Annotated in this window: 24 protein-coding genes; 22 read left to right on the top strand and 2 right to left on the bottom strand. The window is 41.4% G+C overall.

The features are described 5' to 3' along the window. Positions 1-152 precede the first annotated feature (152 nt). From D7Z94_RS24870 to D7Z94_RS24800, 16 genes are all read left to right on the top strand, one after another. A complete protein-coding gene (locus D7Z94_RS24870; RefSeq protein ID WP_120714355.1) occupies positions 153-1,397 on the top strand; it encodes an MFS transporter in 1,245 nt (414 codons plus the stop codon). 36 nt (positions 1,398-1,433) lie between these two features. Further along, positions 1,434-2,189: an IclR family transcriptional regulator gene (locus D7Z94_RS24865; protein ID WP_120714354.1), complete on the top strand. Its 756-nt coding sequence runs from the start codon at positions 1,434-1,436 to the stop codon at positions 2,187-2,189. A 338-nt stretch (positions 2,190-2,527) separates the two neighbouring features. Further along, positions 2,528-5,542, top strand: a complete 3,015-nt coding sequence (locus D7Z94_RS24860) for a SusC/RagA family TonB-linked outer membrane protein (RefSeq protein WP_120714353.1) — start codon at positions 2,528-2,530, stop codon at positions 5,540-5,542. Between the two features lie 44 nt (positions 5,543-5,586). Then, on the top strand, positions 5,587-7,047 hold the full coding sequence (locus D7Z94_RS24855; RefSeq protein WP_158594727.1) for a RagB/SusD family nutrient uptake outer membrane protein: 1,461 nt from the start codon (positions 5,587-5,589) through the stop codon (positions 7,045-7,047). Between the two features lie 178 nt (positions 7,048-7,225). Then, entirely contained in the window at positions 7,226-7,990 is a 765-nt protein-coding gene (locus D7Z94_RS24850; protein WP_120714351.1) for an SDR family NAD(P)-dependent oxidoreductase, read from the top strand. 16 nt (positions 7,991-8,006) lie between these two features. Further along, positions 8,007-8,813, top strand: a complete 807-nt coding sequence (locus tag D7Z94_RS24845; RefSeq protein ID WP_211341859.1) for an SMP-30/gluconolactonase/LRE family protein — start codon at positions 8,007-8,009, stop codon at positions 8,811-8,813. A 33-nt stretch (positions 8,814-8,846) separates the two neighbouring features. Continuing rightward, a complete protein-coding gene (locus D7Z94_RS24840; protein ID WP_120714349.1) occupies positions 8,847-9,590 on the top strand; it encodes an RraA family protein in 744 nt (247 codons plus the stop codon). A 39-nt stretch (positions 9,591-9,629) separates the two neighbouring features. Then, positions 9,630-10,595, top strand: a complete 966-nt coding sequence (locus D7Z94_RS24835) for a mannonate dehydratase (RefSeq protein ID WP_120714348.1) — start codon at positions 9,630-9,632, stop codon at positions 10,593-10,595. 462 nt (positions 10,596-11,057) lie between these two features. After that, positions 11,058-13,286 carry a polysaccharide lyase family 8 super-sandwich domain-containing protein gene (locus D7Z94_RS24830; protein WP_158594726.1) on the top strand — a complete coding sequence of 743 codons (2,229 nt, stop codon included), beginning with the start codon at positions 11,058-11,060 and terminating at the stop codon, positions 13,284-13,286. Between the two features lie 323 nt (positions 13,287-13,609). Then, a complete protein-coding gene (locus D7Z94_RS24820) occupies positions 13,610-13,921 on the top strand; it encodes a mannonate dehydratase (RefSeq protein WP_120714345.1) in 312 nt (103 codons plus the stop codon). Between the two features lie 11 nt (positions 13,922-13,932). Beyond that, positions 13,933-14,157 (top strand): hypothetical protein, encoded by a 225-nt coding sequence (locus D7Z94_RS25570; RefSeq protein ID WP_147416001.1) that lies wholly within the window; start codon positions 13,933-13,935, stop codon positions 14,155-14,157. Positions 14,158-14,500: 343 nt separating this feature from the next. Beyond that, the gene (locus tag D7Z94_RS24815; RefSeq protein WP_120714344.1) at positions 14,501-14,797 is read left to right on the top strand and encodes a type II toxin-antitoxin system HigB family toxin; all 297 of its coding nucleotides are present in this window, start codon (positions 14,501-14,503) and stop codon (positions 14,795-14,797) included. A gap of 4 nt (positions 14,798-14,801) precedes the next feature. Then, entirely contained in the window at positions 14,802-15,164 is a 363-nt protein-coding gene (locus D7Z94_RS24810; RefSeq protein ID WP_120714343.1) for a helix-turn-helix domain-containing protein, read from the top strand. 11 nt (positions 15,165-15,175) lie between these two features. Further along, entirely contained in the window at positions 15,176-15,325 is a 150-nt protein-coding gene (locus D7Z94_RS25725) for a hypothetical protein (protein WP_158594725.1), read from the top strand. A 425-nt stretch (positions 15,326-15,750) separates the two neighbouring features. After that, positions 15,751-16,650, top strand: coding sequence for a 3-keto-disaccharide hydrolase (locus tag D7Z94_RS24805; protein WP_158594724.1), 900 nt, complete (start codon positions 15,751-15,753; stop codon positions 16,648-16,650). A 40-nt stretch (positions 16,651-16,690) separates the two neighbouring features. Then, positions 16,691-17,218 (top strand): VOC family protein, encoded by a 528-nt coding sequence (locus D7Z94_RS24800; RefSeq protein ID WP_120714341.1) that lies wholly within the window; start codon positions 16,691-16,693, stop codon positions 17,216-17,218. A gap of 110 nt (positions 17,219-17,328) precedes the next feature. Here D7Z94_RS24800 and D7Z94_RS24795 read toward each other — a convergent pair whose 3' ends face one another. Next, positions 17,329-17,736 (bottom strand): MerC domain-containing protein, encoded by a 408-nt coding sequence (locus D7Z94_RS24795; RefSeq protein ID WP_120714340.1) that lies wholly within the window; start codon positions 17,734-17,736, stop codon positions 17,329-17,331. Between the two features lie 103 nt (positions 17,737-17,839). Between D7Z94_RS24795 and D7Z94_RS24790 the strand changes: the two genes are divergently transcribed. From D7Z94_RS24790 to D7Z94_RS24765, 6 genes are all read left to right on the top strand, one after another. Then, entirely contained in the window at positions 17,840-18,466 is a 627-nt protein-coding gene (locus D7Z94_RS24790; RefSeq protein ID WP_245967302.1) for an ATP-binding cassette domain-containing protein, read from the top strand. Beyond that, positions 18,463-19,698 carry an ABC transporter permease gene (locus tag D7Z94_RS24785; RefSeq protein ID WP_120714338.1) on the top strand — a complete coding sequence of 412 codons (1,236 nt, stop codon included), beginning with the start codon at positions 18,463-18,465 and terminating at the stop codon, positions 19,696-19,698. Before D7Z94_RS24790 ends, D7Z94_RS24785 begins: the two co-directional genes overlap by 4 nt. Further along, the gene (locus tag D7Z94_RS24780) at positions 19,691-20,131 is read left to right on the top strand and encodes a hypothetical protein (RefSeq protein ID WP_120714337.1); all 441 of its coding nucleotides are present in this window, start codon (positions 19,691-19,693) and stop codon (positions 20,129-20,131) included. Before D7Z94_RS24785 ends, D7Z94_RS24780 begins: the two co-directional genes overlap by 8 nt. Positions 20,132-20,135: 4 nt before the next feature. Next, positions 20,136-20,573 (top strand): DUF3299 domain-containing protein, encoded by a 438-nt coding sequence (locus D7Z94_RS24775; protein WP_120714336.1) that lies wholly within the window; start codon positions 20,136-20,138, stop codon positions 20,571-20,573. A gap of 12 nt (positions 20,574-20,585) precedes the next feature. Then, entirely contained in the window at positions 20,586-20,990 is a 405-nt protein-coding gene (locus D7Z94_RS24770) for a Fur family transcriptional regulator (RefSeq protein ID WP_120714335.1), read from the top strand. A gap of 191 nt (positions 20,991-21,181) precedes the next feature. After that, positions 21,182-22,240 (top strand): succinylglutamate desuccinylase/aspartoacylase family protein, encoded by a 1,059-nt coding sequence (locus tag D7Z94_RS24765; protein WP_120714334.1) that lies wholly within the window; start codon positions 21,182-21,184, stop codon positions 22,238-22,240. Positions 22,241-22,342: 102 nt separating this feature from the next. Here D7Z94_RS24765 and D7Z94_RS24760 read toward each other — a convergent pair whose 3' ends face one another. After that, positions 22,343-24,547: a DUF5916 domain-containing protein gene (locus D7Z94_RS24760; RefSeq protein ID WP_120714333.1), complete on the bottom strand. Its 2,205-nt coding sequence runs from the start codon at positions 24,545-24,547 to the stop codon at positions 22,343-22,345. Positions 24,548-24,552 lie beyond the last annotated feature (5 nt).

The following is a 24,552-nucleotide window of genomic DNA, read 5'->3' as shown; positions in this document are numbered from 1 at the left end:
ATTATAAAATAATATTTTATTATACAATAATACTAAAATTATGATAACTTCAAAAAGCAAATCAAAGTTTTGAACAGATTTATTATAAATATTGAATATTATTTTATTATATAAAACAAAATAGTTTTATTTGCTCGTAAATATCCAAGATAATGATTGGTAAAAAAAGCTCGGTCGCCTATCGCTGGGAGCTTATCATCTTACTATGGTTCGCCTTTTTTTTGAATCAGGGTGACCGACAGATATATAATGTGGTCATGCCCTTGATCAAGGAGGATCTTGGACTTTCCGACGTACAGCTGGGCTTGGTAGCCACTATTTTTACGGCAATCTACGGTATATTGGTTCCTTTCGCCGGGTTTGTGAGCGATAAGATGAAGAAAAGCCGGGTGGTCTTTCTAAGCCTGCTCATTTTTAGTGTGGGCACCTTGCTTACGGGGATTAGCGGCGGTTTGATCATGCTCATTGTTTTTAGAAGCGTAGCGACCGGAGCTGGAGAGGCATTTTACTACCCCGCAGCAAATTCGCTGATCGGTGAATTCCATAAGAAAACAAGGGCCCAGGCCATGGCCGTACATCAAACGGCCAACTACATCGGTATCGTGGCCAGTGGTTTTTTGGCCGGATATATCGGCGAGCATTATGGATGGCGCGCCGCATTCTATAGTTTTGGCCTTTTGGGGATCGTCTTGGCGGTGATCGTTTATTTTAGGTTACGGGATGCCCCTAAAAAGCAACACAATACAGTGGAAAGGATTCCCCTAAAGAAAGTGGCCGCCCATATTTTCAAGAAGAAATCCCTATATATATTTAGCCTCGCCTTTGGTGGAATGGTTTTTGTCCATATAGGGTACCTTACCTGGACTCCCACTTTTTTGCACGAGAATTTCGGCCTTTCCTTGGGCAATGCGGGTTTTTCCTCTGTGTTTTACCATCACGCCATGGCCTTTGTAGGGGTAATCGTGGGCGGTAAGGTATCCGATAGGTTTGCCCAAAAAAGAAAACAAATCCGGGTGGAGACCAAGATAGTGGGACTATTGCTAGGTGCTCCATTTATCTATTTGATGGGTATTTCAAGTCATCTGGTCACGGTATATCTGGCATTGGCACTCTTTGGATTTTTTCGTGGCATCTATGATTCCAACCTATTTGCCGCCCTTTTTGATGTTATTGAGCCTAGGTACAGGGCTTCGGCAACTGGCATCATGCTTTCGGCAGCCTTCCTTATCGGCGCATTGGCCCCAATAACACTGGGGTGGATAAAGGAAAATATTGGTATAAGTTATGGTCTTGCTTCTTTGGGCACCGTCTATTTTATTTCCTCTATCCTATTGATGATTGGACTAAAACGATATTTTTTTGAGGATTTTGTTGATGATCCCCAAGAAAATACCTAATATAAGGGCTGTATTCCTTTAAAGTCATACCAATTTATGATTCAAGTTGTCAATCGGGCCCTGGATATTATTGAATTTATTGCAAGCAGCGGGCGCAAGGATGTGCCTCTTAAGGAAATAGCCGATAATTTAGGCCTGAATCACGGCACTTGTGCAAATATCATAAAGACCTTGGTTACCCGTGATTATCTCGAAAAAACCTCGGAGCGGGGTAAAGGGTATGGCCTGGGACCCATGCTCTATTTTATAACGGGTGATTTTTCATACAGTGTTGACCTTATCAATGCGGCCAAATCCCATATGCACGAGCTTACAGCCAACATTAACGAGAATTGCATGCTAGGGATACTCCGCAACAATATTCGTGTGAGTCTTTTTGATGTGTATGCAAACCAGGAGCTGCGGGTGGTGAACCAAGAAGAGAAGAATGCCTACGAAACGGCCTCTGGACGTGTTCTTTTGGCGTTTCTTCCATCTCAAAAAACTAAAATGTTCATTGAGAAATATGGGCTTCCTGCCAAAGGGAAATGGGAGGACGTCGACACATTGGACGATTTTGAATTTGAGCTGGAAAAGATCCGAAGAAAGGGATATGCCCTGCACATTACAAAGTCAAAAGTGCTGGGTATCGCTGCACCCATTTACCGAAATGGCGAGGCCATTGCAAGCCTAGGGGTTTTCCTTCCAGAGTTCCGTTTTAATGATGACACCAAAGATTCCATCGTAGAAGCGATGCAACAAACTGCACAATTGGTCAGTGAAGATTTGGAAAGGATAAATTCCAAGCATTGACATTGCCCCGGGTGACTTCCCGGAGGTTTCTTTTTACACGTATAGAAGGACTTTCCACTCTGGACTATTTCACGTAAACCAGCAAGGAACACCATTGATCATTTAGCTTGATCGGTAGAATTATGTAACGCTTCGCATCGATCCAAATCTCGGGTTTCTCTTCTAATCATCAACTAGGAAATTAACGACAATGACAAATTCTCACCAATCGGTTTTCCCTAACTGTCCAACTACTTTTTGCAGTTTAAGAAAGTTTTATATATTTGTCATTACAAAATATAATTTTATATTATAAAATAAATATATTTGTTTAGATGCTAACTTAAAACTCCTAACTAATGAAACTCAAAAGATGCAACGGATTAATCCCTATCACGCTACTGCTGTTTTCCAGCTTTTCTGTTTTGGCCCAAAATACGATCAGCGGCACGGTTACGGATGCAGAGACAGGTCAACCCTTACCAGGTGCCACGGTATTGGCTTCAGCCAATAATGGCACAACGACCGATTTTGACGGCAACTATACCATCCAAATTACCGCTGAAGAAACTACCCTTACCTTTTCCTATGTGGGTTATGCGCCACAAGAGGTAGCCGTTGATGGCAGGACAACCATAAATGTGCAGTTGACCTTGGATTCTTCCCAATTGGATGAAGTTGTGGTCATCGGCTATGGAGCTGTTAAAAAAAGTGATTTTACCGGCTCCCTATCCTCTGTAAAACCAGAGGAATTAACCGCTCTTCCCGCTATCAACGTCAATCAAGCATTGACAGGTCGTGCCGCAGGGGTTCAAATCATTCAAAATTCAGGGGCCCCGGGAGCCAATATCAGTGTTCGTATCCGTGGTGGAAATTCGCTATTGGGCAACAACGAACCTTTATATGTGGTCGATGGATTTCCGATCAATGGTAATCCTTCGTACATAAACCCGAACGATATCGAAAGTATCGAAGTATTAAAGGATGCCTCGGCTACTGCCATTTACGGCTCCAGGGGTGCCAATGGCGTTGTAATGATCACCACCAAAACCGGAAAAGCCGGAGTAAGTAGAATTGAATTTGAAACCTATATAGGTTTTCAGGAAACGAGAAAGCGAATCGATTTGTTGAATGCCCGCGAATTTGCGGAAATTGCCAATGAAAGGGCCGCTAACGATGGGCAGTCACCATTTTTTACTGACGGTGAAGTTGCCTCGTTTGGTGAGGGAACGGACTGGCAGGATGCCATCTTCAGAACGGCACCTATCCAAAATCACGTGTTGACCTTTAGTGGTGGAAGCGAAAACACCCAGTACTCCGTGTCTGCAAGTTTGTTCGACCAAGAGGGTATAGTAATCAATTCAGGATTTGAGCGATACACGATAAGGGGTAATATCAATTCAAGACTCAATAACTGGTTGGACTTATCCTTTAGTACCATTCTCAGTAGGTCCGACCAGCAAGCAGTATTTACGGACAACGGACAAAGGGGAAATTCGGTATTGTCCGCTGCGCTTATAGCCCCTCCCGTATTGCCCGTATTTGATGCTGACGGTAATTACACCGATGTTACCCAATTTCCATTTAGCCCTGGAGTGGCCGAACATCCTGTTGCCCTGGCACGAGAGCGCAGGGATGATACCCAGATCAACGATGTTCTGGTGAACCTCGCCCTTGATTTTCACTTGACCAAAGACTTGGACTTCAAAGTTTCCGCAGGTGTCGAGAGTCGGGATTCAAGAAGGGATTTTTATTCCTCATCCTTGCTAAATGCAACCCCTGGGGGCTCTGCACAAATCAATACCAACAGGAATACCGTATTGCTTAATGAGAATATCCTGACCTACAGCCCCGAAATAAATGAAAACAATGCGTTGACCGTTACAGGCGGATTCTCCTATCAAAAAAGTCGTAGTGTAGGCTTAGGTGCCAGTGCAGCCGATTTTGTTAACGATATTTTGTTGAACAACAACTTAGAAGCGGGAAATACTCCCGGTATTCCTACCTCATTCGTTTCGGAATGGACCCTTCTATCAGGTTTGGGGCGTATTAACTACGATTTAATGGGTAAATATCTATTCACAGCCAGTTTCCGGGCCGATGGATCTTCCCGTTTTGGCGCCGATAATAAGTGGGGCTATTTTCCTTCAGCGGCATTTGCATGGCGAATATCCCAGGAAGACTTTCTTAAGGAATCCGCGTCCATTAGTGATCTGAAATTAAGATTAAGCTGGGGACAAACTGGAAGTACGGCTGTTTCACCTTTTCAAACCTTGAATATTTTGGGACCGGCCACCATAGTTCTAAATGATGAATTTTTTGTAGGCTTTGCTCCTGGTTCCAATTTGCCAAATCCCGATTTAAAGTGGGAAACCACCACCCAGTACAATTTTGGTATTGATTTAGGCCTTTTTACCAATCGTTTACGTTTAACCGCTGATTACTATAACAAAACAACGGAAGATCTCCTTTCCATTGTTCCGGTACCCAGTTCCTTAGGGTTTACCGCTGTAACCCAAAATGTTGGAGAAATTGAGAACAAAGGTTTGGAATTTACCATTGGGGCGGATATTTTGACCGGGTCTTTTAAATGGGACATTTCGGCCAATTTAGCTGCCAATAGGACAAAAGTCAATAGTTTGGCCAATGGAAGCGATGTATTTGGAAGCGTGCTCTCGAATCCTCTTCAGACCAGTATTAATATTGTAAGGGAAGGGGAACCTGTTGGTGTTTTCTTTGGATTTTTGGAGGATGGTCTTGATGACAATGGTCAAATTATCTATCAAGACCTTAGCGGTCCGGACGGAGTACCTGATGGGGAAATTACATTGGACGATAAGACTATTATCGGTGACCCGAACCCCGATTTTATTTATGGGCTAAACTCTAATTTTTCATATAAAGGGTTTGATTTGAATCTATTTATACAAGGTGTACAGGGAGTGGATATTTTTAATTTCAATGCTTCACAGCACGCCAATTCCTTTAATTTCGGAGGTAACCAAATTGATGATATTCTCAATCGATGGACTTCGGCCAATCCAAATCCCAACGCCCCATATCCTCAAGTAAGCGTCAACACCAATTTCAGGGAGTCGGATCGGTTTGTTGAGGATGGTTCTTTTTTAAGATTGAAGAACATTCGGCTGGCCTATAAAATTCCCGTACAGAATCTTAACATCGGTTTAACCAATGCACAAGTCTATGTAAGTGGTCAAAATTTGATTACCATAACCGATTATTCCTGGTTTGATCCCGAGGTCAGTACCAGGGGTGGTATCCAAAACGGCACGCCATCATTTTCACAGGGAATAGATCAATTCGGTTACCCAGTTGCCAAAACCTATACCCTAGGATTTAGATTCGGATTCTAAAATTAAGCGATGTAATGTTACATAAAACCATAAAAAAATCCACGATGAAGACAGTAATACCCATTCTATCATTGTTTCTTGTGCTATCGAGTTGCGATAACGCATTGGAAGAAGTACCGGAAGATCTACTCTCCGTACAGAATTTTTATACAAACGAGGCCGATGCCTTGGCTGCGGTATATGCGATGTATGAACCTATGAGGGCCAATAATTATTACGGTGCACGCTACCCAGGGCATTTTGAAGTATTGGCCGATTATGCGAACGGCCGCGGCAGCTATGCCCCGGTTAGTGAATATCAAGGTTTAAATACCGTCAATATTGGTCGTACCGATAATATGTGGGCCCTAATGTACCAGGCCATCAATCGGGCCAATACAGTTATTGGCCGGGTTCCTGATATTGATATGGATTCCCAATTAAGGGATGCCCTTGTAGCCGAGGCCCATTTTATAAGGGCTTTTAATTATTTTAATCTGGTTAGGAACTGGGGAGGTGTCCCCCTAAGAATTAATGAGGTAACGGATGTGTCCACAATTGGTGCCCCAAGAGCCTCTGAACAGGAGATTTATGATTTTATTGTCAGTGACCTGCAAATTGCTGAGAACGACCTGCCCGCCCAGCCAACGGAGTCCGGTAGGGCAACATCTTGGGCTGCCAAGACCTTGTTGGCCTATGTGTATTTAACTTTAGAGAACTGGACAAACGCTGCATCCAAGGCAAAAGAAGTTATCGATGGCGGTGCTTTTTCATTGGTGCAAGTATCCCAACCGGATGACTTCAATACTATTTTTGGTCCTGAAATTATTTCAAGCAGCGAAGAAATCCTATCCTTAAAGTATACAAGGATAGATGATCAAGGTTTATTCTTTGTGTCCTTTATGCATAATGCTGCGGCGGGGTTTTCGGCAGCAGGTTTTAGGGTTACCCTGGGAGACCCCAATTCAAGTTTCATCCAAAACTGGGATAACCAAGACCTAAGAAAGGATTTCAATACCTATACAAGTTATGTCGATGGTGATGGGAATGTCGTGGAACTCCCTGAGAATGAGCCCTTACTATTCCGTAAATTCAGTGACGGTGCGGCCCCAACAAGTGATGGTCATGGCAACGATTACCCTTTATTGCGCTATCCAGATGTGCTTTTAATCTTTGCAGAAGCCGCTAGCGAGGCCAATAATGGCCCAACGTCTGAAGCCTATGAGGCGATTAATCAGGTACGTCGAAGGGCTTATGGTCTAGACCCCATGGCTCCGGACGCAGGGGTCGACTTGGCCGGTTTAAGTGCCGTAGCCTTTAAGGATGCGGTACTCTTGGAGCGGGCCCATGAATTTATTATGGAATCCAAACGCTGGTACGACCTAAAGCGGACAGGACGAGTTCAAGATGTCATTGAAGCCACTGGAAAGTCCTTTAGTTCCATACATTTATTGGCCCCCATTCCGGAAGCCGAAATACAAAATAATCCTGAAATTGGTGTTGAAGACCAAAATCCAGGATATTGAATAAGTCGAGTTAGTTTGTTTAGTTATTTTGATGAAAAGGCTTGGCAGGTCGGTCAAGCCTTTTTGAAAGTTTAGTTTCCCTTTTAAATTGAATATGTAAATATGTACTTTTTGTCGTCCATTAATGCGTATAGAGAAACCCGGCCACGGGAAATAACAGAATTCAAATATATAGTTCGTGGAAATAGATCTAAAGAATAAGATAGCCTTGGTGACCGGTTCCTCAAGGGGCATAGGTAAGAGTATTGCCGAATATCTAGCAGGTCTGGGAGCTACTGTGATTGTGCATTACCATAATAACATCGATGCTACCGAGGCTCTCCTAAAAGTCTTACCAAAAAACAACAACCTGGATCACGGTATGGTGCAGGCCGATTTGGGCAAACCGAAGGATATCCATGCCATGTTTGATTTTATTGGGCAAGCGTATGGCAAACTGGATATCTTGGTCAACAATGCGGGTTACAGAATACCAAAACCCTTTGATGACATCAATGATTATGAACTGGAAAGGACTATGCAGGTCAACTTTATGGGAGGCTTTCGATGTACAAGGGAAGCGATCCGTTTGATGTCGGAGAATGCCCGGGTCATATTTATTGCTTCCGTGGATGCCAATCGGCCAGGAGCAAAGCGGACCGATTATGGCAGCTCTAAGGCTGCTGAAATTATGTTGATGAAAAATTTGGCCTTGGAGCTTTCCAATAGAAAAATTCTGGTCAATGCCGTTTCGCCAGGGGCGATAGATACGGACATGACCTCACAAATGAAGGCCGATAACGGCTCCTATGAACGAACACTGAAAGGCATTCCCTTGGGCCGGTTTGGGAAAGTCAATGAAATAGCCGCTATGGTGGCTTTTTTGGCTTCTGACAATGCCCTTTACATTACGGGGTCCAATATTGTCATTGATGGAGGCCTATCCTTGATGCGGGGATACTGATCGCTGTCCAATGGAAATGAGTGTTGATATATTGATTAAAGGGCTGGATTTTCCGGAAGGCCCCGCTTTTGATTCCAAAGGAAACCTGTGGTTTGTGGAACTGAAAGGGGGGAATCTATGTCAATGGGCAGATGGTGTGCTGAAACGTTTTCCAACAGATGGCGAACCGAATGGAGTGGCAATTGATGGCAATGACCATATTTGGTTTTGCGATGCCGGTCAAAATGCAATTCGAACATATTGCCCCGATTCAGATTCTTTTGAAACCGTGGAAAATCAGATTGAAAACAGACCGCTCTTTCGTCCCAATGACCTGACATTTGATGTCAATGGCAATCTTCTCTTCACGTGTCCCGGTGATTCACGTACGGAACCCACGGGATATGTTTGCGCACTGAAAATGGATGGAACTGTTCGCAAAATTGCCGAAAGCCTCTATTTTCCGAATGGCCTCGCCTTTGCCCCCGAAGGGAAAACGCTGATCATTGCGGAGACCTATATGCACCGGCTGTGGAAAGGAACATGGGATGTTCAAGGGTTTCGATTGGGAAACTTCGAACCTTGGATGGTGGTGGGAGGTCCCACAGGCCCGGACGGCATGGCCTTTGATGTGGAGGGCAACCTCTATGTTGCCATCTTTGGCAAGCAATGTATCAAAAAGATTAGCCCCTTGGGAGAGATAGTCAAGGAAATACCATTATCCGGGAAGAACCCGACCAATTGTGCGTTTCAAGGCACAAGTTTGTTCGTTACCGAAGCAGAGGTGGGCCAGATCATGCGATTGGCCACACCCTACCTTGGACTGCCATTGTTTTCCAAATAAAAATAGAAACACTTAATATAACACCAAAACAAAATGAGTGCAGATCAATATAAAAAGGAAGTGAGCATGATGAAGCTGGACAAGCTGATTGAGATGCGGGAGGGCATATCAAAAAAGAAGTTCCCGATTCCTGATGATGAGCTCTTGTCGCGCTATGAACAGCTCTACACTGGGGCCATTAACGATGTGCTCCGTGAATTCTGTTTGATGAATCAGGCTTTGCCCAACCATATAGTGCCCCTACGTGAATATAGGACCGTGGCCGGTCTTGCCTTTACGGTAAAGAGTGCGCCCAATACCAAGGTTAGCGGTGAGATGGAATACCGCACCCAAATGCTTGATGAAATGCACGAAAATGCCTTTGTAGTTTGGGACACCAGCAATGATGAGAACTCCACATCATGGGGTGGTGTGATGACGGCCACGGCCAGGGGAAAGGGAATAAGAGCGGCCTGTTTGGATGGAGGCATAAGGGACACCCATCAGATTCTGGAGGCCGATTTTCCGGTTTTCTACAAATATCGTTCGTCCAATGGCAGTCTTGGTAGGTGTCTGATTACCCACTACCAAATAGCCATTGAAATTGGAAACGCCATTGTGAAACCAGGGGATATCGTGCTAGGAGATGTGGATGGTGTTCTGGTCGTGCCCAGGGATGTTGCCTATGACGTTTTGATCCGGGCCGAAGAAATCAAGGAGAACGAGAAGAAGATCTTCGGCTGGGTCAGGGAAGGCCAAAGTGTAAAGGATATTACGGACAAGGGAGGTTATTTTTAACTAATTGTTGCATGACCACACACCAAAATGCTTAGGTAAATGAAATTAGGCTTTTTATTTTTTGGAAGCACCCCAGACTACAAGTGGAATCTGGTCAAACAGATGGGCATTAACCATGCTATTGCAAAATTGGCACCGGATCTTACTGGAAGAATGGCACCTTATCATTATGCATCCCTAGAGAAATCTGTTCAAATATTTAAGGATGAAGGTCTGGAATTGATAGGTTTGGAAGGTGATCAATTTGATATGAGCAGAATCAAATTAGGGTTAAATGGTAGGAACGAAGATATAGACAATTATTGTCAGATGTTAGTGAATATGGGCAAATTGAATATCAACTTACTTTGCTATAATTTTATGGTCGCCGGATGGTACAGGACCCATACCGACCAAAAGGGAAGAGGTAATGCTCTTGTAACCGCCTTTGATAAAGAATATATTGATAGACTACCATTGGATAGGGAAAACCAAATTTCTGCCGACAAGTTATGGGATAATTATGAATACTTTATAAGTAAGGTTATACCTGTTGCGGAATCCGAAGGTATCAAAATGGCGCTGCACCCAGACGATCCACCGGTAAGTTCCATCCAAGGGGTAGCGAGAATCTTTATAGATAGTGATGCCATAAGAAAAGCCTTGTCTTTATCAACCAGTCCATCACATGGTCTTACTTTTTGCCAAGGAACCTATGTCACAATGGGTGAGGATATACTAAACCTTATTCAAGAATGGGGTTCGGAAGATAAAATCCATTTTGTTCATATACGTGACGTTAATGGAAATAGAAACAGATTCGTGGAAACGTTTCACGACAATGGCCCAACTGATATGCCCAAAGTATTGAAAGCTTATCGTACTAGTGGATTTAATGGCTATTTGAGAAGCGACCATGTTCCTACGATGGAAGGAGAAACCAATGAAAGGCCAGGATATGGGATTTATGGTAATCTATTCGGGATTGGCTATATAAAGGGAATTGTACATTCATTAAAAGCATGAAGTTGTTTTTAAAACTTGTTTAAGTTTCACTTTAGGGTATACCAACTTATGAAATACATCAGGCTTCTAAAATTAATTGCTATCGAAATGAATATACTCCGTAAAAAGCTAAAAAGTCATTCACTTTCTCCTTGATATTTTTGATTACAGTTGGCACCGGTTTTACTCAATACGATAATGGTCATTCTGAGCAAGGGAGGAAAAGATTTTTATCCACGCTATAAACAGGAGCCTAAGCGATCAGATTGAATTCATCGCTGATTTTGGAAAGGTCGATTTAGAAAATATTGTTACGAAAGTGGAGCTCAATGGCGAAGGTGTTTGCAAAGAACGATCCGACTCACGCAGAGCATAACGTGAATATTTCACAAATTTATTGGGGTAAAGACAATATAAAAATAGCGACTAATCCACATTCAGTTACTGTTTTATATTTCATAAACGATGATGATAACCTTAAATATGAAAACGAATGGTTATAATAAGCTGAGAATACTTGGGCATTTGTCTTTACTCTTGTCATTGGTATTTTGTAATTGTATTGGTCAAGGACATGGTGACCAGCTTAAACAAATTCAAAAGATACATACGGTAGATTTAGACACAATACGCGAAAGGCTTTACAAGTTTTCGGCAGAAGAGATTATCCGCCAGGAACTGAAAACAACGCTTTCGTTGGATAGTATAATGGGTCGTTTTGCACCACAAAACGGAACATGGAAAGACATTGATTATCAGAATAACTCCGCATCGTGGTGGGCGCCAGCAGAGCATTGGCGAAGATTGTACAAGCTTTCGGTATGCTATGCGAATAATATAGAGAACAAATCAACGGCAGAAACATACCTGCATTATATAAAGGCGGGTATTGAATACTGGATTGATAACAAGCCAAAAAGCACTAATTATTGGTGGAATGCGATAGGTATACCTACCTATATGGGAAGGGTATTGGTACTGTTTAGACAGGGCGAATTACCCGAAAATATGGTGAGAGCTGTTGTGGATATGATGCGAGTTGGCATAAAAGACCAGTTTTATGATTATCATGGACCGGCGACAGGGCAAAATTTACTTTGGCTCGCCAATGTACACATACACCTCTCTGTCCTTCTTAATGATATGCAAGGCCTGGAACGTGCTTTTGAGGAAATAAAAAGTGAAATAACCTATAACAAGAAAGAAGGAATTCAATACGACAATAGTTTCCATCAGCATGGTGAACAGCTTTACAGTTACGGATACGGTAGGGTTTTTACCCTATTTATTGCCCAACTTGCGTTTTTGGCAAAGGACACTCAATTCGAGTTTGAAAAGGAGAAGATTCAAATTATTTCAAACTTTATTTTGGATGGCCAGCAATGGATGATGTACAAGAACCGTCCGGATTACAGCGCCATGGGTCGTGAATTAGCAAGACCTTACTATAGTAGTAAAGCAATTGTGCTGGCAGCTGAGCTAATGGCACACCTTTCCGAGCGAAAGCAAGAGTTTTTGACGTTTATTCAAGATTATAATTCCGGGTCCCGGCTGGTAAAAAGTACAGGAAACAGGCACTTCTGGCATTCCGATTTTATGACGCACAAAAAACCAGGGTATTATGCTTCAGTGAAAATGGCCTCTGAAAGAATAAACTGGAGCGAAGCAGGAAACGGCGAAAACCTTAAAGGTTATTACTTAGGAAACGGGGTGAACTTCATTTTTAGGAGGGGTGACGAGTATGATAGCATTTTCCCGATTTGGAATTGGAAAAAGCTTCCCGGGCTCTTAAGTGTGCAAGATACAACTGGCCTTCCTGTACTAAATTGGTGGTATGAAGCGATCAATACTACCTCCTTTGTTGGAGGGGTATCAAATGGAGCGCAGGGTTTTGCAGCCTATGACTACACCAAAGGCGATTTAAAGGCTAAAAGGGCCTGGTTTTTCTTTGATCGCGAAATCGTACATTTGGTTTCAGGGATTGATTATTCCGGTACTTTTCCATTATTACAAACCGTTAACCAGTGTTTGTCAAAAGGCGAAATATTAACGTCTGCGAATAGCCAGATAAACGTTCTTAAAAGGCCCATTAGTGGAAAATTGAATTGGGTACATCATGATTCCATCGGGTATTTTTTTAGTGGTAGCCACAAAATAACAGTGTCCGGGGAAAATAAAATGGGCAACTGGAATACAATTAATAAATCGACAGATAAATCGGTAGTAAAAAACGTGTTTACCATTGGAGTTGAATTAGGCAATAATCAAAAAAACAACGGTTCACTAAGCTATATAATTGTTCCAGCTATTTCATCTTCGAAAATGCAGCACTATGCTAAATCAATTGATAACATAGCCGTGCTGTCCAATAAGAAGTCTATTCAGGCTGTTCATCATAAACCGCAAAAGCAATACCATTTGATATTTTACCAACCTGGAAAAATGGCACTGAATGATTCACTAAGTATTGAAGTAGACCGGAAGTCGATGATGTTGCTTGATTATCGGGAATATGATCAGGGCATTCTCAAAGTAGCCACGGCAAACCCTGAAAATGAAGCTCAAAAGATCAATGTTGCATTGAGTGCAAAAGTATCTTGTGACAATTGTAAATGGTCACCGGCCAATAAGCGCACGTATTTCAGCCTACAAACGCCGGAAAAACCTTATTCTGGAAAAACGGTGATCAAAGTTTTGGAATATAGAAAATAAACGAGTATAAATTTAAATATGTCTAGCATATTGAAGCCGTTCAGTCGTATCTGCGATGAGTTTAGTGATAAAAAGTATCCAGCCTGGATTTAGATAGAAGATACCTTTCCAAGAATAGCCGACATTGCGGTTTACAGCTTTCTGGATTAATCGATGGCTTGAAAATATCATTCCTCGATTAAACCCGATCCAAGTCACTGAAGGAGGAAACATGCTGGCTTGCAAACTAGAAAAGGAATACAGCAATCGCAATTTATCTTCCGCGTTATCGTGATAAATCCCAATCCAAGAGCCTCATCTTCTGCAAGGGCACCTAAACAACCATGGGCGAAGATATTGAGGAACTTATAAAGGAGTGGGGAGGGCAAAATAAAATCCATTTCATCCATATTCGGGATGTTAAAGGCAATCGAAACAGGTTTGTAGAGACCTTTCATGACAATGGACCTACGGATATGCCAAAAGTGTTCAAAATCTACCAAAGCATTCATTATGATGGTCCGTTAAGAAGCGACCATGTACCCACCATGGCCTGGGAATCCAATAGTAGACCTGGATATGGGATATATGGTAACCTATTTGGAATTGGCTATATCAAAGGAATCTTTGATTCCCTTAGTATTTATCAAAAATAAAAAACCAAGTCATGCAGACAGTTTACCCAACACACTCTGAATATCAATGCAACCATAAGGACAGAAAGGTCTTTTACTTATACGGTCTTCTCATCCTATTGGTCTCATTAACATTTTGTACCTCATTGAAGGCCCAGTTGGTATCCCAGAATGGACAGGTAGATTTAATCTATAATACCTACACCATTCAAGGACAGACCAATGCCTTAAAGACAATATTCAATTTCAGGAATTGAAAGTAGGTCCCAGACCGCTGTTTGCGTTCAATTGGGACTGGATGCCATGTATGAAAACAAGATAGTGGATTGGGATTATTCGAATATGGAATAAGATAAAACAAACTGATGATAAGCTTTTCGAGCCCCATAAAAAGGCCCATTTATAGGACTACTTTATTAATTCAAAAGACTTATTCCCCGAGTGTCTTAATCGTGGTCTCTTTTAATTGTCCTGTATATTCACCTTTTATGGGATACTTTTTGCTTTCTAATTACGACAACTGTTTTCTAAAATGTAATTAAATTACCAAATATGTAATTTTTTCGTATCTTTACATTCTAATTTAATATAGTTAGTTCAGTGCATGTCATTTCATTTAAAAAGCTAAAGGAGTATTTTTCGAAAGAAACCAATGCTAAAGTGGCCTTACAGGATTGGTATAAAAAAGCAAATAAAGCTGAATGGGATAGTTTTGCCGATTTAAAGAATACTTTCAATTCAGCTGACAGCGTTGGAAATGGCAGGTTCGTTTTTAATGTCAAGGGAAACCATTACAGGGTTGTTGCTATAGTACGATTTAAGTTCAAAATGGTATTAATACGATGGGTCGGCAATCATCGAGATTACGACAAAATAAAGAATATAGATACGTTATAAGATTATGGGAAAATTAATAACACATACAGCATATGTAAAAGCGAATCTTCGCTTAGAAGAGTTGATAGATGTCGTGGATGATAATACCCCAACTGATGACCCTTTAGCAAAAGAATTTCTTGAGATTACCGATATTATTGAGCAGTATGAAGAAATACATTTCCCTATCGGTTTACCAACCTTGCAGGAAATGATTGAGCTACGGATGTTCGAGATGGGTCTAAAACGAAAAGATTTAGCTGCACTATTGGATACAAGTGCTTCAAGAATCAGCGATTATCTAAACGGAAAAAGAGAGATTACTTTAAATGTTGCCAAGGCCTTACATCAAAAATTGAATATTGATAGTGATATTATATTACAGTAAATTATCAAGCAATGGAAGATAGAAATGCTACAAATACTGAAAAAGAGGTACTTCGAAAGCTAAGAGAAGAAATTCAAAAAGGCTTAACTAGTGGGACTAGCAAACGTTCTGTAAAAGATATAATAGCATCGAAACATCGTTCACAAAACAATATCAAATAATGATGGAAACCATTATCCTACCAAAAGAAAACAAAAGTGTTCACCTATTTTCCACCTCCAACGCCCCTACCCCAATGTTTACGGGGAAAAGAAGATACTGTATCGGGAAATAAATAAGTTGTTAAAAACCATTCTAACTCCCGCCCTGACAATTTCCTTAAATTTTGCATCCCAATCCAATTACTTACCGGCCAAATTGTGCCATTGAACTGTACAAAAACTGAACAATACGCTTAAATTTTACATCTACATCTTTAAATGTAGATAGATTTTGTACAATTGCTTTATGATTCATAAACGTCTGTTTTTCAAAGGCGTTATTGAAATTTTATCTCCTTTTCAATTCAGCATTGCCGCCATACCATTATTTGATGTCGCCAAACAGTAAAGGAAAATTAGAATTTGACCAAAAGAATGCTAATCATATGTACTTCAATAAAATAGTTTTCACTATTCTTTTGTTTACTGTTTCCTGTTCCCAAGTTAAAAATGGACAACGTTTAGGTAAGCATGAAAACTATAAATGGGAAGATTTAATTGACGATAACTTATCAAAATGGGATACTTATTTAAGTTTCCAACACCCTGAAGGTTACGATGGAACTCCACCTAAAACTATGGACGGTGAATTAATTCAGCCGATTGGATTGAACAATCCTTCATATGACGTTTTCACAACCTTTCAAGATGGTGAGGATACGGTAATTAGAAATAGTGGTGAATATTACGGATGTTTGATTACCAAAGAGGAATACGAAAATTACCATTTCCAACTAAAATATAAATGGGGAAATAAGAAGTGGGCGTACAGAAAAAATTTACTCAGGGATTCTGGTATTCTTTATCACTCCATTGGACCTATGGCCGTTGAATATTGGCGATCATGGATGCTTTCGCAAGAATTTCAGATAATGGAAGGACATACCGGGGACTTTTGGAGTCAAGCCAATTCGGTAATGGATGTTAGGGCCTATAAACCTGAATCTGTTTTAGATCCGATGGCCCATGAATCTCAAGATTATATTCCCATAGGCATGGGTAGTCCCTATAGAAACTATTGTTTGCGGAGCGGTAATTATGAAAGTCCTAACGATGAATGGACTACACTTGATCTGTTTTGCTTCGAAGGGAACAGCCTCCATATGGTAAATGGTAAAGTCGTAATGATACTAAAGAACTCCAGGTACGTTGGAGAAAATGGTAAAAACGTTCCTATGACAAAGGGTAAGATTCAATTGCAAAGTGAGGCTGCAGAGCTATTTTTTAAGGACATCCGAATACGGAAAATAGATTCCCTTAATCCAGCACAAAAGGCTTTATTCTAGTTTTTCCAAAATTTAAATTATGAATTAAATCTATCACACCATGGATATTGAAAACCACACGAAGTCTAGCCCAATTTGGAGATACTGCATCCTGGCAGTATTTATCCTTTCATGTACAAACTACAGTTATACCCAAGATACGGATTTGCCCAGCTCAGATGAAGAAAGTAATACTCAAGCAAGGGTCACAGGCTTAAGATACATCAGCGTGCATGTACTGGAACTGGAGAAAACCCTGAAGTTATACCGCGAGATTCTCGGTTTTAAATTGGACAACGCCGAGGTCCTACACGGTCCAGGTCTTGAAGGAATGTTGGTCATGAAACTAAAGGCCAACGACCTAACAATTGGTCTGTCCGTCACAGCACCGGAATTTATACATACTATAGGTCCTGTTGGAAATACCAACCACAACCACTTTATGCTTAAGGTCAATGATATCGTTACAATCGGCGACAAGTTGAAAGCAGAAGGATATGAGTTGGAAAACGAGAACTATGCTCGTGACAAATACACTTTTTTTGTAGGGCCAAATGGTGAGATCATTGGTCTTTCGTCATACGAGTAGTGTATCCGCTTTTCATTCTCAGATGTGGATCAACATCTGTTGCAGAACTACTCATCATGGTCAAAAGTACATCCTGAAGAAATCTCGCCATCAAGCAATTGCCATTATTGTCAGTGCTCTGTACAACAATTTGAATCTTCACAGTGACAATAGCGTCGGTTATAAAAGTGAAGTAAAATCAAGCCCACAGTAGGAAGATAAACGATCTCCTCGGCCAGATGCCAAAGAACCAGTTTTTCATTTGCAATGAATATAGTCAACAAGCCCCAGAGAATCCAAAAGGTATAGGCAATCCACTTTTTTGAGGTCTTCTTCGCCGACCAGTAAACCGCAAGAAATGAGAGTAGTAGAAAGGCAATGTCCATAAAACCCCACCAAGACGGATGGACCTTCGCATGAAGCCCCATGTTAGCATGTGCTATAAAAAAAACTGGAGTGGCCAAACAGTGTACTAGGCATAGTCCACTTGCAAAAGCGCCGATTAAATCAGATTTTGAACGTAACCACAGGGTATCCATGTCTTTTTTAATTTTTTCTTTAATGGAATGCAAAAGTAGGTTAAATTTTTAAATGCAACTAAGTTGCATTTATTTTTATTTGTATTTTTGTGAAAACATTCAAATGGTCAAAACCCTCAATTTGGCGTACGCCTACGAAAATGGGGAGGAACTCAAATTTCCAAATATTGAGGTCTCCCCAGGGAAACACTTGCTGGTGATTGGACCATCTGGTGTGGGAAAGACGACCCTTTTATATCTTTTAGCGGGGCTTTTGCCGCCATTGCGCGGTATAATATCCGTTGCCGGAACGGAGTTGAATTCCTTGACCCGCAAGGAGATGGACAAATTTAGAGGTAATTACATCGGTTTAGTTTTTCAACAGTATTACTTTATTAAATCATTAAATGTTTCTGACAATCTTCGCCTAAGGCAGAGCTTCCCCAAAAACACAAATGATACGCAAAGAAGACATGAACTTACAGAAAGATTGGGGCTCAAGGACTATCTTGATGAAAAGGTCGCGACATTGAGCCAGGGACAACAGCAGCGACTTTCCATTGCACTGGGTTTGATTCACAGACCTAAGATTATCCTGGCCGATGAGCCTACTTCCAATTTGGACGACGTGAATTGTGTAAAGGTCATTGACTTGCTTAAGGAAGAGGCCGAAATTTGCAAAAGCAGCCTTTTGATCATTACACATGACCTCCGGGTCATGTCACATTTTCAAAACCAAGTGATGTTATGAAACTCAGCTATCTTGCCTATAGGAATATGGTTTCTAAACCACTCAACCTCCTTTTGAGCCTACTGTTGCTGTTGTTGAGCGTATCATTGGTCACTTTTGTCCTACAATTAAGCAAACAGCTGGGCGGACAATTGAACAAGAACATAGCTCCTTTTGATATGGTCGTAGGCGCAAAGGGAAGTCCCCTGCAACTTGTTTTATCATCCGTACTTCATGTAGATGCGCCTACGGGAAATATTAAGTTGAAGGAAGTCGCTACACTCCAAAAACATCCTTTCATCCAAACTGCAATTCCTGTTTCATATGGAGATAATTACAAAGGCTATCGGATTTTGGGTACGGAGGTTGGGTATCTTGACCAATATAATGCTCAATTAGTAGATGGAAAGCTCTATAAAAAACCCTTTGAAGTGGTTGCAGGGAGTACTGTTGCCCAGAAGCTGGGTCTTAAAGTGGGAGACAATTTCATAAGTTCCCATGGATTGGCCTCCTCAAGTAACGAAGCGCATGAAGAACACCCGTTTCTCATAAAAGGGATATTGAAATCTACGGGAACGGTGGTGGATCAATTACTGATTACGCCTCTTGAAAGCATCTGGGAAGCCCATGATCACGGAGAAGATGAACATCATGAAGAGGATGACGATCGTACAGAAGAAGCTGAAGTTCTTAAGGAACATGATGTCGAAAAAGAGATAACGTCATTACTGATCAAGTTCAAAAGTCCTTTGGGCATGGTACAACTACCCAGATTTATTAATGAAAATACTTCTATGCAGGCTGCCTTACCCGGTTTTGAGGTGCAACGCCTAATAGGTCTTTTAGGTTCCGGAGTGCAGACCATAAATGGCATAGCTTTGGTTATCTTATTGGTTTCAGGACTAAGCATATTTATAAGCCTTTTAAAGACCATTCGTGAAAGAAGGCAAGAGCTTGCATTACTCAGGATTTATGGGTTACGAACAGGGCAACTACTATGGTTAGCCCTTTTGGAAGGAGGTTTTTTGGCCATCATCGGCTTTTTATCGGGATGGTTGGTAGGGCGTTTGGGTATTTGGGGCCTTTCGCACTATACACAAAACTCTTATGGTTATGCTTTACAAGTCCCTGGGCCGGACATGGTGGAATTATTGTTGTTGGCTCTTACTCTTGCTATAGCTCTTATGGCCACTTTATTTGCATCTTGTTCTATATTCAAGTTAAACGTTGCCAAAACACTGTCAGATGCGTAATTCGATTTTCGTAATTTTACTAGTAACTTTTTCATGCTTTTTAGTCAAGGCACAGGAGCAATTGACTTGGGAGGATTTTGCCGATGTCAGTTTTGAACCCGTGTATAACAAGAAGTACGATGTAAATTTTTTGATGCCCAAGTTTGGCGAGAAGATACAATCCTATCAGGGCAAACAAGTTGGTATAAAAGGCTATTTTTTGGATATTTCCGGAAGCGGCGAAGTGTTTTTGGTATCCCAAAACCCTATGGCTTCTTGTTTTTTCTGTGGAGCAGCCGGACCGGAGACCATTGTTGAAGTCGCTTTTAAAGAAAAACCGTCATTTAAGACTGACCAAATAGTTAAAGTTATGGGGATACTTGAATTGAATGTCAATAATGTGAACCATTGTAATTACATCTTAAAAGAGGCCAAGGGCCAATTGGTGAACTAAAAAAATGCGAATATTTCTTTTCATAGTAGGGTGCTGGATAGGGTTGGATACCAATGCACAGACTGTTTTAGGTTGGTCCGACCTCTCTGAGGGAATTTCTTGGGAAGTGCCCTCACCGGAAAATATCTTTCCAGCTTTCCAAGAGGCAAACTTCTCACCTAAAATGAAGGCTTTGGAAGGAAAAAAAGTTGTAATCACGGGGTATCTGTTGGTCTTGGATAGTCAACAATCCATATATCTCCTCTCTAAAAATCCAATGGCTTCCTGTTTTTTCTGTGGTAATGGAGGCCCAGAAACGGTATTGGATTTAAAGTTTGTCGAAAAACCATCCTTTGTGATGGACGAATTGCTCTCGGTAGAAGGGATATTGTATTTGAACGAGAATAATCCGAACGCCTGTTACTATCGGATCGAAGATGCCGATGCCATAAGTTTCAAATAAAGCTACCTAGGGATGAAAAAAGAAGGCTACGAACGACTCTTGAAACAGAAAGGATTAAAAAAGACCAAGGTGCGTATTGCATTGATCCAACATTTCATAAATATGGAACACGCACAATCCTATAACGATTTACAAGCGGCATTTGTGGAAGAACTAGATAAGTCTACCTTGTACCGAAACTTGGCAAGCTTTGAGCAAGCGGGTATTATCCACCGTATTGACGACCATTCCGGAATGGCCAAATATGCGTTTGGAGAATCCCCTATGAAAGGCAATGGACACGCCCATTTCGTATGTGAATGTTGTGAAACAGTATACTGTATGGAGGAATCGATCCCCATACAACCTATTGTTCCCAAGGGGTTCCAGACAAACCAAGTGCAGACCATTGTCAAGGGGATCTGTGCCAATTGCTAAATGTATACATGAACGGTTACAAGAAGATTTGTTCCTTTATGGGAATTACTTCTTTACAAGAAGCGATAGTGCCACTCATATTTGAAATGGGATTGAAAAGAAAGGATTTACCAAAACTTTTAAATAACAAGCTTGGCCTAGGCAAGTGCATTTCAAAAACTTAATGAGGTATCTTCGCAAAAAATAAAAACATGCGTTTTCTTGCGATACTTTTAATTTTTTTATCCATTTGTTGGCAGTCCACTGGACAGCAGTCTTTTTCCTTCCATAAAACCGAGGTAGAACCAAGTACTAAAAAACATTTCAAGATTCCCGTTACTGATGGCAAAGACAGTACATTTATTCCAATTACGGTGTTCCACGGTTCAAAACCAGGACCGGTTTTGGGTATTACTGCGGGGATACATGGTTATGAATACCCACCTATCCTTGCTGCGCAACACCTAAATCAAAAAGTTGATCCGCAAAGTTTAAGCGGTACAATTATTTTGGTGCAAATAGCAAATGTACCGGCATTTTTGGACAGAAGTCCCTTTGTTAATCCAATTGATAATAAGAATTTAAATCGCTCGTTTCCAGGAAAAAAGGAGGGTTCCATTACGGAGAAAATGGCCCACATTCTTACCAGGGAGATTATTGCCAAATCCAACTTTTTTGTTGATATGCATGCAGGAGATGCTCCTGAGGATTTAAGGCCATACAACGCTTGGTACCAATCCGATGCACTTCCAGAAGCTTCCATAAAAGGCCAGGAAATGGCCTTGGCCATGGGATTTGACTATTCTATTGTTTTCAATATTTCAAAAGAAAGACTTGAAAAACCAAGTTTGTATTGTTCGCAAGAAGCTTTTCATCGTAATATTCCGGCGGTGGATATTGAGTGTGGCCGATTGGGTATACCAGGTGAAGAGGAAGCAGATATAATCGTCCAGGGGATTTTTTCTCTTTTGGGGCACTTAGATATGCTGCCCATAACACGGACAACTGCAAAAAAGCCTGTTATCATAGCCAAACGTTCTACTACCAAAAGTAAGTCTACTGGATTTTTTTATACGGATAAAAAAGCAGGTGATACTATCACAACTGGTGAGCATATTGGTTATATCACGGACTTTTTTGGCAAAAAATTAGAGGACATCACAGCCTCCCAGGACGGAATGATATTATATATGATTGGCACCCCACCTATCAACACCGGTGAAACCATTATGAATATTGGAGCCTTCCCCAGTGCGATGAACAAGAAATAACATTCATCACTCCCCTTATAAACCATCAATCCCTTAAGGTTAGGTAATGGTTGAATATTGGTGTTTATTAACAATTTACATCTGTAAATTCACTGGCCAACCCTAAAACTGTTTTAAAAAAGTAATCTTGCTAATGAATTGTGTGCTCTGCTGAACGGGATCGAAAATATCGGTCTGGGTATCGTTAAATACTAAGTAAATAAAGGATAAGGGCATATACTCCCAGCTAAAACGTACGTTCCATCTTCCTTGTTCGTTAAAACTATTGTACTGATAAAAAGTGGATAGTTGTACCCTGGGATTTAAGGCCAGCCTAAGGCTTGCCGTATACAGGTCCGTATCCAAATCTGCTTGTTCTATACCAACACCATTAATATCATTGTGTTCATAATTGAGCGTAAGTGTGGCATGGGGAATGGGCGCAAATCGGGCTGCAGCGTTAATGGTGGTCCGGGTACCGTTGTAAAAATCCCCAAAGTCTACGCCAACATCACCGGACCATTTTTTGGACTGGTCTGTATTGTACTGGATTAAATACCGGGTATAGAAGTATCTGTCTTGTGCAATCTCCAAACCTAAGGGCGCAAAATCAAAATTGATATTCTGCCATGTCGGGGTGGTGGAAATTTCCAAAAAACTATTGTCCTTAAACCAAGTGAATACAGGGAAAATATAAAGATTGGCCTGTTGAAAGCTACTAGGATCGGTGGCATCATGATTATAATTGGCAAACAGCCCCGGATCCCATCTTCTGATCCAATCAATTTTTTTGGGCCTCCAAATATAATACCCTCCGGGATTGTGACGTATAACATCATTTTGCCGTACAAAACCCATTCTGGGGTTATAGTTGGCGTCCGTATATTCCGTGACCCACCCATAGTAATATTTGTTGGAGTCGTTGCCGACAAAGATACGTCCGGCAAAGCCGGTATTACCCGTAAACTCATCTATAGAGGTGGATAACAAGTACTGAACATCCCATTGGCTCTTGGGGCGTATTTGTCCGTCCAGTGTAATGGTAGTATTGTTATTGCTCTCCAGGTCCAGTTCGGCATAGCTATCATCAAGTCTGTGCGTAACCATAAGACCCACATTGTTTTCTCTGCCATAGTTTTTTAGATATCTAAATACCCCAAAGTTGCCCCCGGCCGAGTTCTCGGTTTCCCGTTGACGTACAAAAAGTCCCGCAAACGCACTTTTTTCGGTTCGCTGGGTAAAACGGGCACCTACATCTATGGGTGCCGGTATGGCATTGAATTCCCCTTGAAGACCAATTCGCCGACTAAAAAAGGGGCGAATGGATTGTTGTAGACCACCGGCCCAAATACCGGAATTTTCCAAAAAGAACTGTCTACGTTCAGGAAAAAATATATTGAAACGCTCCAAGTTATTCACGGCCAAATCAACATCAGCTTGGGCAAAATCGGTATTTACCGTAAGGTCCAGTACCGTTTTTGGATCAATGGCCCACTTAACATCCGCACCTATTTTTGGCTCGTTCAATTTATCGAGCAGCTCAGTCCCTTCTTTGTTTTCATCATATTGATACAAAGCATATGGTTCCACTCTTATATTGGTAGAAGGTGGTGGGGCTTCAATACCCGTAAGTTTGGCCGCATAGGTCATCCGATAGGGCGTAAACGACTGGGGAATGGCCGGAAAAGTAGAAACCTCAATATCCCTTCGGGCGTAGCGTACCAAAGTAAACCCCAATTCAACGGTATTGCCCGATTCCGGAAGGTTGTATCGTAGACTTTTGAAGGGGATGGCCATTTCTACGGTATACCCGGTATCGGTTCGTTGTGTTCTTACTCGCCAGAGGGTATTCCATCCCGTATCAAAATTATTACCATTAAAATTCTGAAAATCCCTTTGGTTTCCATAGGGTGTAGTTTGAAAGCCTTGAGCGTACTGTTTCAAATTTTGGGGATCAAGGGCTATGCCAAAAATATCATTTTCCCCCCAGCTGAAATCCCTACGCAAGTCCTGAATCCTCACTCCTTGTACTCCCACGGAATCCTTGCAAAAAGCGCCGATGTACAGGTTTTTATCGTCGTAGAGAAAGCGAACTTCCGTTTTGTACTTGACTTTTCCGCCCTGTCTGGGTTCCGTTCTAAAGAAATCGGAAGTAACTTCTACTTTTTCCCAATCGGTCTCGGAGAGTCTGCCATCCAATTTAATATCTCCCGTTGCTTTAACCGCCTTTATGGTCAAAGGTGTTTCTGGCGGTGGGAAGTTCTGGTTCTCTTGTGATAAAGCCACCACAGAACAAAAAACTAATGGAACGAGGTAAAAAAATCTCATATTTT

Source organism: Ulvibacterium marinum (assembly GCF_003626755.1).
In the GTDB taxonomy this organism is placed as follows: domain Bacteria; phylum Bacteroidota; class Bacteroidia; order Flavobacteriales; family Flavobacteriaceae; genus Ulvibacterium; species Ulvibacterium marinum.
This window is presented reverse-complemented; position numbering and strand designations above follow the sequence as displayed.

Coding starts and splice junctions, on each gene's coding strand:
- D7Z94_RS24830 (WP_158594726.1), top strand. CDS start 11,058: ATGAAAACGAATGGTTATAATAAGCTGAGAATACTTGGGCATTTGTCT.
- D7Z94_RS24860 (WP_120714353.1), top strand. CDS start 2,528: ATGAAACTCAAAAGATGCAACGGATTAATCCCTATCACGCTACTGCTG.
- D7Z94_RS25725 (WP_158594725.1), top strand. CDS start 15,176: ATGGAAGATAGAAATGCTACAAATACTGAAAAAGAGGTACTTCGAAAG.
- D7Z94_RS24785 (WP_120714338.1), top strand. CDS start 18,463: ATGAAACTCAGCTATCTTGCCTATAGGAATATGGTTTCTAAACCACTC.
- D7Z94_RS25570 (WP_147416001.1), top strand. CDS start 13,933: ATGCAGACAGTTTACCCAACACACTCTGAATATCAATGCAACCATAAG.
- D7Z94_RS24770 (WP_120714335.1), top strand. CDS start 20,586: ATGAAAAAAGAAGGCTACGAACGACTCTTGAAACAGAAAGGATTAAAA.
- D7Z94_RS24795 (WP_120714340.1), bottom strand. CDS start 17,736: ATGGATACCCTGTGGTTACGTTCAAAATCTGATTTAATCGGCGCTTTT.
- D7Z94_RS24775 (WP_120714336.1), top strand. CDS start 20,136: ATGCGAATATTTCTTTTCATAGTAGGGTGCTGGATAGGGTTGGATACC.
- D7Z94_RS24765 (WP_120714334.1), top strand. CDS start 21,182: ATGCGTTTTCTTGCGATACTTTTAATTTTTTTATCCATTTGTTGGCAG.
- D7Z94_RS24840 (WP_120714349.1), top strand. CDS start 8,847: ATGAGTGCAGATCAATATAAAAAGGAAGTGAGCATGATGAAGCTGGAC.
- D7Z94_RS24780 (WP_120714337.1), top strand. CDS start 19,691: ATGCGTAATTCGATTTTCGTAATTTTACTAGTAACTTTTTCATGCTTT.
- D7Z94_RS24870 (WP_120714355.1), top strand. CDS start 153: ATGATTGGTAAAAAAAGCTCGGTCGCCTATCGCTGGGAGCTTATCATC.
- D7Z94_RS24845 (WP_211341859.1), top strand. CDS start 8,007: ATGAGTGTTGATATATTGATTAAAGGGCTGGATTTTCCGGAAGGCCCC.
- D7Z94_RS24760 (WP_120714333.1), bottom strand. CDS start 24,547: ATGAGATTTTTTTACCTCGTTCCATTAGTTTTTTGTTCTGTGGTGGCT.
- D7Z94_RS24790 (WP_245967302.1), top strand. CDS start 17,840: ATGGTCAAAACCCTCAATTTGGCGTACGCCTACGAAAATGGGGAGGAA.
- D7Z94_RS24800 (WP_120714341.1), top strand. CDS start 16,691: ATGGATATTGAAAACCACACGAAGTCTAGCCCAATTTGGAGATACTGC.
- D7Z94_RS24855 (WP_158594727.1), top strand. CDS start 5,587: ATGAAGACAGTAATACCCATTCTATCATTGTTTCTTGTGCTATCGAGT.
- D7Z94_RS24820 (WP_120714345.1), top strand. CDS start 13,610: ATGGGCGAAGATATTGAGGAACTTATAAAGGAGTGGGGAGGGCAAAAT.
- D7Z94_RS24810 (WP_120714343.1), top strand. CDS start 14,802: ATGGGAAAATTAATAACACATACAGCATATGTAAAAGCGAATCTTCGC.
- D7Z94_RS24805 (WP_158594724.1), top strand. CDS start 15,751: ATGTACTTCAATAAAATAGTTTTCACTATTCTTTTGTTTACTGTTTCC.
- D7Z94_RS24865 (WP_120714354.1), top strand. CDS start 1,434: ATGATTCAAGTTGTCAATCGGGCCCTGGATATTATTGAATTTATTGCA.
- D7Z94_RS24835 (WP_120714348.1), top strand. CDS start 9,630: ATGAAATTAGGCTTTTTATTTTTTGGAAGCACCCCAGACTACAAGTGG.